Here is an 11,631-nt window from a genome sequence, read left to right on the forward strand (position 1 = left end):
CAATGGTGTCAAACGCCCTTCTCAATGGCCGCACGCAGGTCCTCCCTGCGCAGCACACCGGCCGGGCGGCCCTCCATGTCCACGACGAGGAACTGCCACGCGGCGGTCTCCTGGACCTGCTTCACGATCTCCTCGCCCGCCTCCCCGGCGAACAGCACGGTCTCCGGCCGGATCGGCTCCGCGGCCTGCTCGGCAGGCGCGAACGGACTCGATGCCGCGAGCTTGCGCGCGAGCTCCGCGTCGAGCAGCCCCGCCGCGACACCGTCCGCCCGCACCAGCACCACACCCCGCCCGGCCGACGTGCTCAGCGCGTCCGCGACGGGACTTTCCGCGGGCAGCTGGAGAACGGGCCGGATGAGGTCGTCCAGCGTCACGCCCTCAGGCCACGCACGACGGCGTTCGCCGGCAAGCTCACTCCTCGCACCAGCGACGACTCCCCACGCCGTGATCACACACACGCCGAACCGCAACCACCGGTCCTGCGCACCCTCCGCAACGCCGTACAGCGCCCACACCACCAACGCGACAGCCACGGCAATGCCACCGACCACGGCAACACGCGTACCCGTCGCCCGTTGCCCAGTCACGGCCCACACGCCGGCCCGCACGATCCGGCCACCGTCCAGCGGCAGGCCGGGCAGGAGGTTGAAGACCGCGACGGCGGCGTTGGCCACGGCGAGCTGGAAGACCAGCACCCACACGACACCGTCCTGGTTCATGACCGTCGCACCGATGCCGAAGACGCCGGCCAGCACGACGGACACGACCGGCCCGGCACCAGCGACCAGCCCCTCGTGGCCGGGTCTGCCGGGCGTGCGCATGATCTCGGTGGACCCGCCCAGCAGGAACAGGTGCACCCGCCTGACCGGCAGCCCCAGCTTGAGGGCCGCGACGCAGTGCCCCAGCTCGTGCGCAAGAACCGACAACCCGAGGAACACGGCGAGCAGCGCCGCCATCAGCAACCCGACACCGGGCGGCGTGCCGGGCGCGAGGTCGTCGACGAACGGCGCGTAGAAGGCCACCACGATCGCCGAACCGATCCACCACGACGGCGCGAGCAACACCGGGATGCCCGCCACCCGGAACAGCAGCAGGCCGCCTGTTCGATCACTGGTCCGCGCGGCCACGGGAGCACTGTAGAGCGGTGGGTGTGATCTCGCGGTTCGGTGGCTCGGGGCAGGTGGGCCTCGGTAGGCGGTGTGGAGCCTCTCGCTTATCGGCGCCTCTCTCGCGCCTCGCCCGCGCACGCCTTTCTCTCACGGGCCTACGGCTCTGTCGTGTCTCTCGGCATCGCACGCTCTCTCGCGCGCTTCTTCGGCTCGCGCGCTTCTTCGGCTCTGACGCCCCCCGCGCCCACACGCCTCTCTCGCGCACGCCCTCCCATACGCACTTTCGACTCTCTCGCGCCTTCTGCGGCTCTCTAGCGCTCTCGCGCCCACACGCCCTCACACACACGCTCTCCTTGCACCTTGCTGTTCTCCCGCGCCCCTCGCCCTCGCCCCTCCGTTCCTCTCCCTCCGTTCCTCTCCCTCCACCCCTCGCCACTCGCCCCCGCGCCCTCCACCCCCGCGCCCTCTACCCCTCGCCCCTCGCCCTCCGCCTCTCACCTCTCGCCCCTGGCCCTCCGCCTCTCACCCCCGTTCCTCGCCCTCCACCCCTCGCCTCTCGCCCCTCCTCCTCCACCCCTCACCCCTCACCACTCGCCCGCCACGCCCCTGTCGCGTCCGGCCCGGCCAACCCGGCCAATCCCGCCGCCGCCCCGGTGGCCCGCGCAGGATTGTCAGACCCCTGTCCTAGGGTGCGAACCATGAGCACCACGTTGCGCAGGCCCGCGCTCTCGCCTTCCCGGGCAGGGGACTTCAAGCAGTGCCCGCTGCTCTACCGGTTCCGCGCGGTCGACCGGCTGCCGGAGAGGCCGACGAAGGCGCAGGTGCGCGGCACGGTGGTGCACGCGGTGCTCGAAGACCTGTTCGCCCTGCCCGCCGCCGAACGCGTTCCTGACCGGGCGCGTTCGATGATCACGCCCGCCTGGGAGCGGGTGAAGGCCGAACGCCCGGAGTTCGCCACGCTGTTCGAGGCCGAGGGCGGCGAGGAGGAGGCGGAGTGGCTGAAGTCCGCTACGAAGCTGCTCGACGGCTACTTCGGCCTTGAGGACCCGCGCCGTCTGGAACCGGAGTCGCGCGAGCTACTCGTCGAGTCCGAGCTGGCCTCCGGAGTGCTGCTGCGCGGCTACATCGACCGCGTGGACGTCGCCCCGACGGGTGAGATCCGCGTCGTGGACTACAAGACCGGCGCCGCGCCCCGCGAGATCGGCGAGGCGAAAGCGTTGTTCCAGATGAAGTTCTACGCACTGGTCCTGTGGAAGCTGCGCGGTGTCGTCCCCCGCCAGCTGCGCCTGATGTACCTGGCCGACCGCCAGGCCCTCGCCTACACGCCGGACGAGTCGGAGCTGGCCCGCTTCGAGCGCACCCTCGACGCGATCTGGCAGGCCATCATGCGCGCGGCCCCGACCGGCGACTTCCGCCCGAACCCCAGCCGCCTGTGCGACTACTGCGACCACAAGGCCTTCTGCCCCGCCTTCGACGGCACCCCGCCGCCCTACCCCGGCTGGCCGGAGCCCGACGACACCGAGACCCTCCAGGACCGCGACTGATGCCCGCCTTCTACCTGCCGCTGGGCGACGACACGTTCCGCTCCACCGAACACACCGTCGGCCCGTGGGGCCCGGACAGCCAGCACCTCGGCCCGCCCTCCGCGCTGCTGGTGCGCTCACTGCTGAACCTGGGCAACGAGTCGTCGGCCCTGGCCCGCGTCACGTTCGAGGTCCTCGGCCCGGTCCCGGTGGCGGACCTGAAGGTGTCCACGTCGATCGAACGCCCAGGCCGCTCCGTCGAACTGCTCGCGGCGTCGCTGTCCCACGAAGGCCGCACGGTGCTGACGGCCCGCGCGTGGCGCATCGTCGGCTCCGACACCACCTCCGTGGCAGGCGGCGAGGTCCCGGCGATGGCACCGCCCAACACCGCCGTCCCGATGGAGATCCCGGACCACTGGGGTGGCGGCTACCTGGCCGCCGTCGAGTGGCTGTCCGTGTCGGGCGGCATCTTCACGCCGGGCGACGCCCAGGTGTGGGCCCGCCCGCGCGTAGCCGTCGTCGAGGGTTCCGAGCCCACGCCCATCGAGCGCCTGTTCGCCGTCGTCGACTCCGCCAGCGGAGTCTCGTCCCGTGTGGACATTCGCAAGTGGTACGCCATCAACACGGACCTGACGGTCCACCTGCACCGCCGGCCCACCGGCGAGTGGGTGGGCATGGACGCGCGGACGACCATCGGGCCGGACGGGGTCGGGCTCGCAACCAGCGTCGTGCACGACGCGGAAGGGCCGGTGGGCACGACGGCGCAGGCGCTGTTCGTGCGCGAACGCTGACACCAGGAGGCAGCCGTGCGCGGCGATGAGGCGATGGTGGTGGGGGCGTTCCACTCATGGCTCGAATCCGAAGGCTGGGCGGCCGAAGCAGTGCGCGATCACTGGGACCTCATCGCCTCCAGGAACGGCGAAACGCTCTACTGCGAAGCGAAGGGGAGCACGAGCGAACCAGGTCTCGACATCCACACGGCGTACGGGCAGATCATCTGCCGCCAGGCTGAGCAGGACGACCACGCGGCTCGCTACGGCCTGGTGATCCGAGACGAGCCGAAGCTGGTGCGGGCGGCGCTCCGCGCACCGGCCAGGCTGCGCGTCGCGTTGCGGACGACGATCTACGCGGTGTCGGAGGAAGGCGCGGTGCGACTGGTCTGAGCCGGTTCGACTCGTCTTGCCGCTCGCCTCCCCCGACGGCATGCGCGTAGCGTCAACTGGACTGTGAAGAGGTTCGCGAACCGGCAGGAAGCGGGCCGCGCCCTGGCAGCGCGACTCGCCGACCTCCCCTGGCACGACCCGCTGGTCCTGGGCCTGCCCCGAGGCGGTGTCCCGGTCGCGAGGGAAGTGGCGCGCCACCTCAACGCCGAACTGGACGTCGTCGTCGCGCGCAAGATCGGCGCACCCGGCCACCCCGAGTACGGCGTGGGAGCGGTGACCGCCGACAGCGAGCCCATCTACGACCCGAGGGCGCTCAGAGCCCTGAACCTGACCGAAGAACAACTGGGCCGCACCTGCGACGAAGAACGAAGGGAAGCCCAGCGGCGCACGCTCCTCTACAGAGGTACCAAGCCGCTGACCGTCGAGGACCGCGACGTCATCCTCGTGGACGACGGCCTGGCCACCGGCGTCACCGCCCGAGCAGCGCTCCTCTGGATCGCCCGGCGCGCCCCGAAGAGCGTCACCCTGGCCGTTCCCGTGGCCGCCAGGGAGTCGCTCAGGACGTTCAGCACACCGGTGATCGCCGTGCTGACGCCCAAGCACTTCCAGGCGGTCAGCCGCTGGTACGAGAGCTTCGATCAGACCACGGACGAGGAGGTGCTCAGCGCGCTCTCGAAGTGGGAGACCACCGGGAACGGCGAGTAGAAGCGGTGCAGCAGCGAGGACCAGCGCTCGTACGAGGGTCCCTGCCGGAAGCCGACCTCGTGCGCCTCGACCGAGTCCCAGCGCACGAGCAGCAGGTAGCGCGACGGCGTTTCCAGGCACCGCAGCAGTTCAAGGCCGCGGAAGCCCGGCGAGGCGGAGATCAGCTCCCGCGCCTCGCCGAACGCCCACTCGAACTCCTCCGAGGAACCCGGAAGCACGTCGAGCAGAGCGTGCTCCGTGATCACAGGCGGCAGAACCTGATGTCCGAGGCCAGCACGGCCTTGGCACCGATGGCGGCGAGCTCGTCCATCACCTTGTTCGCCTCCTTGCGCGACACCATCGCCCGCACGGCCGCCCAGTCAGGGTTGGCCAGCGGCGCGACCGTCGGCGACTCCAGGCCCGGGGTCAACGCGATGGCGTCGTCGAGGATCGAACGCGGGCAGTCGTAGTCGAGCATCAGGTACTGCTGCGCGAACACGACGCCCTGCAGTCGGGCCGTCAGCTGCTTCTTGGCGGCCGTGAGCTCCGAGCCGTTGCGGTGCACGAGGACCGCCTCCGACTCGCAGATCGGGTCACCGAACGGCACCAGGTCGTGCTGCTTGAGCGTCCGGCCCGAGCCCACCACGTCGGCGATGAGGTCGGCCACGCCCAGCTGGATCGAGATCTCCACGGCGCCGTCGAGGCGGATCACCTTGGCGGTGATGCCGCGGGCCTTGAGGTCGCGGCCGACGAGCTTCGGGTACGCCGTGGCGAGGCGCTTGCCTTCGAGGTCGGAGACCTTCCAGTCCGTGCCGCGGGGCCCGGCGTAGCGGAAGGTCGACGCGCCGAAGCCCAGCGCCAGCAACTCCTGCACGGAGGAGCCGTTGTCGTCGGCGCCCGAGTCGGCGGCCAGGTCCCGGCCGGTGATGCCGAGGTCGAGGTCGCCGGACGCCACGTAGATCGCGATGTCCTTGGGACGCAGGAAGAAGAACTCGACCTCGTTGTTGTTGTCGAGCACGGTCAGGTCGCGCGGCTCGTGCCGCTGCCGGTATCCGGCCTCGGTGAGCATGGCGGAGGCGCGTTCGGCGAGCGCGCCCTTGTTCGGGACTGCTACGCGCAGCATGTGGAAGTCTTTTCAGTCAGAGGTACTTGTACACGTCTTCGAGGGTGAGCCCACGGCCCAGCATGAGCACCTGGAGGCGGTAGAGCAGCTGCGAGATCTCTTCGGAGAGCTTCTCGTCGGACTCGTACTCGGCGGCGATCCAGACCTCGCCCGCCTCCTCCAGGACCTTCTTGCCCTGCGCATGGACCCCGGCCTCGAGCGCGGCGACGGTGCCGGAACCTTCCGGCTTGGTGGCGGCTCGTTCGGTCAGTTCAGCGAACAGGGAATCGAAGGTCTTCACGGCTTCACATCCTCCCATCCCGCCGCCCCCCGTCCACACCGCGGTCACATCTGTCCCAGGCCGTGGACTTGACTTACTCCCCGCTCACAGGCGAGGAGCCCCACCCGACTCATGCCGGATGCCTCACGGGTGTGCCTCACAACACAGGGTTTCCTGCTTCACCGCTGACCGCGGAGGGGCGGACCCCTTCCGTCTCACATCAACTCCACAGGCATCGTCCGAGTTTCCTCGGGCTACGGCTCGACCAGCCGCAAGTATGTTCTTCGCCGCGTTGAAGTCCCGGTCGTGCCGGGTGCGACACTTCGGACACGTCCAGTGCCGAATGGACAGTCCCAGTTCACTCAGCAGATGTCCGCAAGCCGAACAGGTCTTGGTGCTGGGATACCAGCGATCAACGACCAGCAGCGTCCGTCCTGCACGACGCGCCTTGTACTCCAGCATCGTCCGGAACTCACCCCAGGCCACGTCGCTGATAGCGCGGGCCAATCGCCGGTTTCGGACCATGTTGGCAACCGCGAGATCCTCGATCGCGATGACGACGGAATCCCGGACGATACGAGTGCTGGTGCGATGCAGGAAGTCTCAGCGAGCGTTGGTGACCTTGCGATGTGCGGCGGCAACTCTCGTCTTGGCCTTGCGGCGATTGTTGGATCCGCGTTGGGCGCGGGCCAACCGCCGCTGATACCGGGCCAGGTTGCGCGCTTTGCGCTGCAGATGTCCGGGATTGGCGATCCGTTGGCCATCACTGGTGACGAGGAAGTGCTTCACGCCGAGGTCGAGGCCGACGGCGTGATCGGTGGTGGGGAATGGCTCTGGTTCAACGGTGTCCACCGTGAACGTGATGTACCAGCGTTGGTCTGGATCACGTGCGACAACGACCATGCTGGGGTCGAGTTCGACCAGATTCACCTGGTCGAACGACCATGCGAACCGAATCGCCCCTGTCGTCTTCGCCAGGTGGAGCTGACCGCCACGCATGCGGAACGCCGAACGGGTGAAGTGCGCCGACTGCCGGCCCGCCCGCGACTTGAAGCGCGGGAACCTCGCACGTCCGGCGAAGAAGTTCTGGTATGCGATGTGCTGATGGCGCAACGTCTGCTGCAAAGGTACGCAGGACACTTCTGACAAGAAGGCCAGCTCTTCGGTGCGCTTCCAGGCTGTCAGTGCGGCGTCGGTCTCGCGGTACGAGGTGGTCTTGCCCTCCGTGCGATATCGGCTGGATCGCTCGGCCAGCGTCTTGTTCCACACCAGGCGCACGCATCCGAACGTGCGATTCAGCATCGCGATCTGTTCGGGGTCCGGGTAGGCCCGGCAGCGGTACGCCGTCCTCACCAGGCCAAGCTAGCCGACCGCACTCCACCAGGATCGGGGCCTCCTGGCCGTCCGATGAGATTCCACCCAGTAGCGTGAATTCCCGTGTCCGAATTCGCGGAGGTCCTCGAAGCGCTGCGCCGGGTGCGCGGAATCAACCCGTTCTTCGCGCTCGACGTGGGTCGCCCGGACGAGTCCTGGCTGCCGGGAACCGCACTTCTCGACGGCCCGGCGCTCAAAACCACGATCGACGCCATCGCGAACCGGTACAAAGCCGACGAACCACGCGTCGCGGCGAGCCTGTTCTTCCTGAGTTACACCGCACGGCTGCTCAGCCCCCTCACGGCCGCGAACATCCCGATCGACGTGCGCCCCGAGAACCTCTGGTGGCGGCACGACCCCGCGAACGGCCTGAGCGTGCGCATCGACCAGCCACGACTGGGCCCGCCGGCCGCCGAGGCACTGGCCCCGGTGGTGGAGGCGATCCAGGCGGTCGCACCGGTGGCGCGCGGACTGTTGTGGGGCAACGCGATGTCGAACATCGCCGGCGCGCTGAAAATGGTTGTGCGCGCACGCATGCTCACAGAGGAGGAAGCGGAAGAACGCGGCGAACGGCTCATGAGCGCACCGCCGTTCGAACAGGCGGGAGAATTCCTGAGCTTCCCCGGCGAGCTCGGGTTCCGGCGCAGGAGCTGTTGTCTTTACTACCGCGTCGCCGCAGGTGGGAAGTGTGGTGACTGTCCACTCGTGAAGTGAGGAACGCAACAACTCTTATGGCCGGTTGTGCTTAACGGGCGGCTCAACTTACGGTGCACGCGCCGCAGTGACGGGAAGCCGGTGTGAATCCGGCGCGGTCCTCGCCACTGTGACCGGGAAGCGATCCCCGCCGAGCACGTCACTGGTCCCCGCCGGGACTGGGAAGACGCGGGGGCAGCGTTGATCCGGGAGTCAGGAGACCGGCTGCGGCGCCGCAAGGAGAGTTGACCTTCCACGAGGTATGGAGGAGCCCGTCATGACGAGCCCCGCAGCAAGCCTGTCCGCCGTCCGCGTGCCCAAATGGGCCTTCGCCGTCTCACTGCTCGGCCTGATCGTCACGTACCTGGTCCTGCAGGAGAACGGCCTCGCGCTCGGCGCGGGATCCGAGTTGCTGCACGAGTTCTTCCACGACGGCCGCCACGCTCTCGGCGTCCCCTGCCACTGATCCGACTCCACCGATCACGCAGATGACCACTTACAAGTCCATCGCACTGCGCGGGATCGCGGCCGGCGGCATCGCCGGTGTCGCGTCCGCCCTGGTGCAGCTCCTGGTGACCGAGATCCCGATCCGCGCCGCGCTCGCGGTCGAGGAGGCACGGGCACCCGCCGGCGAAGAGGCCGGCCACTCCCACGGCGGCGAGGAAGAGCTCGTCAGCCGCGGCGCGCAGGTCGTGGGCGGCATGCTCGGCGTGGTGATCGTCGGCATCGCCGTGGGCCTGGTGTTCGCCACGGCTTACGCGCTGTCGAAGCGCTGGTTCGCCGGCAGCACGCCGTTCACGCGCAGCTTCACGTTCGGTGCCGCGGTGTTCGGTGCCGTGGCGTTGCTGCCGTGGCTCAAGTACCCGGCCAACCCGCCGGCCGTGGGCGACCCGGTGACGGTGAACTACCGGACCGCGCTCTACCTCGGCGTGGTCGTGGCGGGCCTGCTGATCGTGTGGGGAGCGAGCTGGCTCGCCGCGCAGCTGAGCACGCAGCCGCAGCCGGTGCGGGCAACGGCCGTGCTGCTCGCGGTGGCCGCGGCCGTCGCGCTGGTGCTGCTGGCGTTCCCCGCGCCGCCGGACACGATCCCCGCGGACATGCCGGTGAACGTGCTGTGGCAGTTCCGCCTCAGCTCGCTCGCCCAGCTGGCGACGCTCTACGTCGGCATCGGCGTGGTGTTCGGCCTGCTGGTGGACCCGGCCACGCGCAAGGCCAAGGCACGCGTCACCGAAGCGGTCTAGAGCGCTTTCAGCACCTCGAGGTCGACGCCGACGAGGGAGTCGCGGAAGATCCGCCGCTCCCCCGTCGGCACCTCGACGTCACACGGCACGACCAGCACGGTGCACCCGGCGGCCACCGCGGCGGAGACACCGGTCGGCGAGTCCTCGATCGCGACGCAGAGCGCGGGATCGACGCCCAGCAGCCGCGCCGCCTTCAGGTACGGCTCGGGCAGCGGCTTGTTCAGCCCGTCCACCTCGTCGCCGCACACGGTGACGTCGAACAGGTCCCGGCCGATCGTGTCCAGCGCGACCTCGGTCAGCCCCCGCTCGGTGGACGTCACCAACGCCATCGGCACGCCCGAAGCGCGCACCGCCTTCAACGCGTCCTGGGCGCCGGGACGCCACGGCAGACCGGCGCGGAAGACCTCCTCGGTGCGGCGCAGGATCCACGCGGCGCCGTCGGCCATGTCGGACTCGGTCGGCTCGATGCCGACGTCGCCGAACAGCAGGCGCATCGTCGTGGGCACGTTGCTGCCGACCATGCGCTCACGGGTCTCCAGGGACAGCACGCCGCCGAGCTTCTCCGCGTACTCGTAGAGCGGGATGTCCCAGAGCTTCTCGGAGTCCAGCAGCGTCCCGTCCATGTCCCACAGGACTGCTCGCAGGTCAGACATCGAAGTACTTCGCCTCCGGGTGGTGCGCCACGAAGGCGTCGGTGGACTGTTCCGGGTGGAGCTGGAGTACCTCGGACAGCGCCACCCCGGTGCGGGACGGGTCGAGGGGCACACGAGGTCTTCGCGGACGCGCCTGTGCTCGGCCAGCGCCTCGGTGAGCCGGCCCCCAGTCCGTGGACTTCCAGGTGCTCACGATACGCGTTCTGGCCGAACAACTCGTCCGCGTGGCCTGCGATCGGCCTGCTCATCGTCACGCGGTGGAACGCGATGGCGCCGATCCCTTTTCTGGCGCGGAAAAGTGAGCCGGAAGCGCGCACGGGAAGCAGCCGTGGACGACAGCGGCGTGGGCAAGAACACCTTCCGCGGCAAGGCGTTCCAGCCGGTGGATCCGGCGAGCGGGAGGCCGGCGGCCCGGAGCGTCGTGCCCATGGCGCCGTCAGCGACGACAACACGGTTCACCAGCGCTTCCGGCGACGGCGACGCTCCGCGATCACGCATGGGCCAAGCCTACGATGAGTTGACCGGCCGAACCCGTAGTCTGGCGCCGTGAACGATCCGTCCCAGGAATCCCCGACCCCCTCGAACCCGCGCATCCCGCTCACGGCTCCGATCATGGTCTGTGCGTTCGAAGGCTGGAACGACGCAGGCGACGCCGCCAGCACCGCGATCGAGCACCTCCAACTCACCTGGGACGCCACCCCGCTCGCCGAGATCGACCCGGACGACTACTACGACTTCCAGGTGACGCGGCCGACCGTCCGCCTGGTCGACGGCGTCACCCGCAGGGTCGACTGGCCGACGACGCGGCTGTCGGTGTGCCGCCCTCCCGGCTCGGACGTGGACGTGATCCTCGTGCACGGCATCGAGCCGAACATGCGGTGGCGCAAGTTCGCCGCCGAACTTCTGGGCCACATCGACGCCCTCGGGGTGACGACGGTGGTGACGCTGGGCGCGCTGCTGATGGACACGCCCCACACTCGCCCGGTCCCGGTCACCGGCACGGCCTACGACGCGGACGCCGCCGAGAAGTTCGGCCTGGAGCACTCGAAGTACGAGGGCCCGACCGGCATCGTCGGCGTGTTCCAGGACGCGTGCGTGCGGGCGGGCATACCGGCGATCTCGTTCTGGGCCGCGGTCCCGCACTACGTCTCGCAGCCGCCCTCCCCCAAGGCCACGCTGGCCCTGCTGCACCGCGTGGAGGAGGTCCTCGACATCGAGGTCCCGCTCGGCGCGCTGCCGGAGCAGGCCGAGGAGTGGGAGCGCACGGTCTCCGAGATGGCCGACGAGGACGAGGACGTGCGCAACTACGTCCGCGCCCTGGAGGAGCGCGGCGACGCGGCGATGCAGATCACCGAGGCGTCGGGCGACGACATCGCGGCGGAGTTCGAGCGCTACCTGCGCCGCCGCGGCCGTGGCCCCGGCTGGCCGTCCCCCGGTCCTCGTTAGCGTCAACGCAGGTCAGGAGCCGTCTCGGTCATTTGGACCGGGACGGCTTTTTTCACGCTTCCGAGTGATTGAGCCGGGGTTTCCACACGCCGAGGAATGGGTAGCAAGATCCATCTCAAGACAGGAACCACCGTGTCTCTCGTGCGCAAGATCGCTGTCGGTCTCGCTGCGGGCGGCGGCGTGCTGTTGGCCGTGTCTCCCGCCAGTGCAGCTCCCATCTCCTCCGTCGACTCCCTCGGGGAGAACGGCCCTCACACGGCCGTGAACGACGTCAGGGAGTCGTTCCAGGACAACCTCTTCGGGGTGCAGGAGAAGGCGCACGGCGTCTCCCGCGGCCTCCGCGGCTGAAAACTTAGCGACACT

The 11,631-nt window shown here is 69.4% G+C and carries 14 protein-coding genes, 2 pseudogenes and 1 riboswitch; of the genes and pseudogenes, 9 read left to right on the forward strand and 7 right to left on the reverse strand.

The window, feature by feature from the left end; translation table 11 throughout:
• Positions 1–8 precede the first annotated feature (8 nt).
• Positions 9–1,127, reverse strand: a complete 1,119-nt coding sequence (locus ACFWN2_RS14635; RefSeq protein ID WP_382427734.1) for a site-2 protease family protein — start codon at positions 1,125–1,127, stop codon at positions 9–11.
• A gap of 680 nt (positions 1,128–1,807) precedes the next feature.
• On the opposite strand from ACFWN2_RS14635, the gene ACFWN2_RS14640 reads away from it, so the two are divergent.
• The 4 genes from ACFWN2_RS14640 to ACFWN2_RS14655 all read left to right on the forward strand — a co-directional run bounded on the left by ACFWN2_RS14640 (position 1,808) and on the right by ACFWN2_RS14655 (position 4,500).
• A complete protein-coding gene (locus tag ACFWN2_RS14640) occupies positions 1,808–2,653 on the forward strand; it encodes a RecB family exonuclease (RefSeq protein ID WP_382427736.1) in 846 nt (281 codons plus the stop codon).
• A complete protein-coding gene (locus ACFWN2_RS14645) occupies positions 2,653–3,423 on the forward strand; it encodes a thioesterase family protein (RefSeq protein WP_382427738.1) in 771 nt (256 codons plus the stop codon). The genes ACFWN2_RS14640 and ACFWN2_RS14645 overlap by 1 nt, the downstream gene beginning before the upstream one ends.
• A 15-nt stretch (positions 3,424–3,438) precedes the next feature.
• On the forward strand, positions 3,439–3,795 hold the full coding sequence (locus tag ACFWN2_RS14650) for a hypothetical protein (RefSeq protein WP_382427739.1): 357 nt from the start codon (positions 3,439–3,441) through the stop codon (positions 3,793–3,795).
• A gap of 63 nt (positions 3,796–3,858) precedes the next feature.
• Positions 3,859–4,500: a phosphoribosyltransferase gene (locus ACFWN2_RS14655; RefSeq protein ID WP_382427741.1), complete on the forward strand. Its 642-nt coding sequence runs from the start codon at positions 3,859–3,861 to the stop codon at positions 4,498–4,500.
• On the opposite strand, the gene ACFWN2_RS14660 is transcribed toward ACFWN2_RS14655, so the two are convergent.
• The 4 genes and pseudogenes from ACFWN2_RS14660 to ACFWN2_RS14675 form a co-directional block, all read right to left on the reverse strand.
• Positions 4,434–4,745, reverse strand: coding sequence for an antibiotic biosynthesis monooxygenase family protein (locus tag ACFWN2_RS14660; RefSeq protein ID WP_382427743.1), 312 nt, complete (start codon positions 4,743–4,745; stop codon positions 4,434–4,436). The genes ACFWN2_RS14655 and ACFWN2_RS14660 overlap by 67 nt on opposite strands.
• Complete coding sequence (hisG, locus tag ACFWN2_RS14665) at positions 4,742–5,602, reverse strand: ATP phosphoribosyltransferase (RefSeq protein WP_382427745.1); 861 nt, start codon at positions 5,600–5,602, stop codon at positions 4,742–4,744. Before hisG ends, ACFWN2_RS14660 begins: the two co-directional genes overlap by 4 nt.
• 16 nt (positions 5,603–5,618) lie before the next feature.
• Positions 5,619–5,882 (reverse strand): phosphoribosyl-ATP diphosphatase, encoded by a 264-nt coding sequence (locus ACFWN2_RS14670; protein ID WP_089912086.1) that lies wholly within the window; start codon positions 5,880–5,882, stop codon positions 5,619–5,621.
• 123 nt (positions 5,883–6,005) lie between these two features.
• Positions 6,006–7,214, reverse strand: a pseudogene (locus tag ACFWN2_RS14675) (RNA-guided endonuclease InsQ/TnpB family protein).
• Between the two features lie 84 nt (positions 7,215–7,298).
• Here ACFWN2_RS14675 and ACFWN2_RS14680 point away from each other — a divergent pair.
• The 3 genes from ACFWN2_RS14680 (at position 7,299) to ACFWN2_RS14690 (ending at position 9,169) form a co-directional block, all read left to right on the forward strand.
• Positions 7,299–7,949, forward strand: coding sequence for a (2Fe-2S)-binding protein (locus ACFWN2_RS14680; RefSeq protein ID WP_382427747.1), 651 nt, complete (start codon positions 7,299–7,301; stop codon positions 7,947–7,949).
• A 70-nt stretch (positions 7,950–8,019) separates the two neighbouring features.
• A riboswitch (cobalamin riboswitch) is annotated at positions 8,020–8,152 on the forward strand.
• A gap of 53 nt (positions 8,153–8,205) precedes the next feature.
• Positions 8,206–8,394: a CbtB-domain containing protein gene (locus tag ACFWN2_RS14685; protein ID WP_177229632.1), complete on the forward strand. Its 189-nt coding sequence runs from the start codon at positions 8,206–8,208 to the stop codon at positions 8,392–8,394.
• 22 nt (positions 8,395–8,416) lie between these two features.
• Positions 8,417–9,169 carry a CbtA family protein gene (locus ACFWN2_RS14690; RefSeq protein ID WP_382427749.1) on the forward strand — a complete coding sequence of 251 codons (753 nt, stop codon included), beginning with the start codon at positions 8,417–8,419 and terminating at the stop codon, positions 9,167–9,169.
• Here the strand turns inward: ACFWN2_RS14690 and ACFWN2_RS14695 are convergent.
• Together ACFWN2_RS14695 and ACFWN2_RS14700 are read right to left on the reverse strand one after the other, a co-directional pair.
• Complete coding sequence (locus tag ACFWN2_RS14695) at positions 9,166–9,822, reverse strand: HAD family hydrolase (protein WP_382427751.1); 657 nt, start codon at positions 9,820–9,822, stop codon at positions 9,166–9,168. The two genes, ACFWN2_RS14690 and ACFWN2_RS14695, sit on opposite strands and share 4 nt — an antisense overlap.
• A pseudogene (locus tag ACFWN2_RS14700) lies at positions 9,815–10,201 on the reverse strand (methionine synthase); the annotation flags it as partial. The pseudogene ACFWN2_RS14700 and the gene ACFWN2_RS14695, both read right to left, overlap by 8 nt.
• Before the next feature lie 167 nt (positions 10,202–10,368).
• Here ACFWN2_RS14700 and ACFWN2_RS14705 point away from each other — a divergent pair.
• Together ACFWN2_RS14705 and ACFWN2_RS14710 are read left to right on the forward strand one after the other, a co-directional pair.
• Positions 10,369–11,268: a PAC2 family protein gene (locus ACFWN2_RS14705; RefSeq protein WP_382427753.1), complete on the forward strand. Its 900-nt coding sequence runs from the start codon at positions 10,369–10,371 to the stop codon at positions 11,266–11,268.
• Positions 11,269–11,409: 141 nt separating this feature from the next.
• Positions 11,410–11,616 (forward strand): hypothetical protein, encoded by a 207-nt coding sequence (locus ACFWN2_RS14710; RefSeq protein WP_382427755.1) that lies wholly within the window; start codon positions 11,410–11,412, stop codon positions 11,614–11,616.
• Positions 11,617–11,631: the final 15 nt, after the last annotated feature.

The sequence above is a fragment of the Lentzea sp. NPDC058436 genome, from assembly GCF_042721515.1.
Classification (GTDB): domain Bacteria; phylum Actinomycetota; class Actinomycetes; order Mycobacteriales; family Pseudonocardiaceae; genus Lentzea.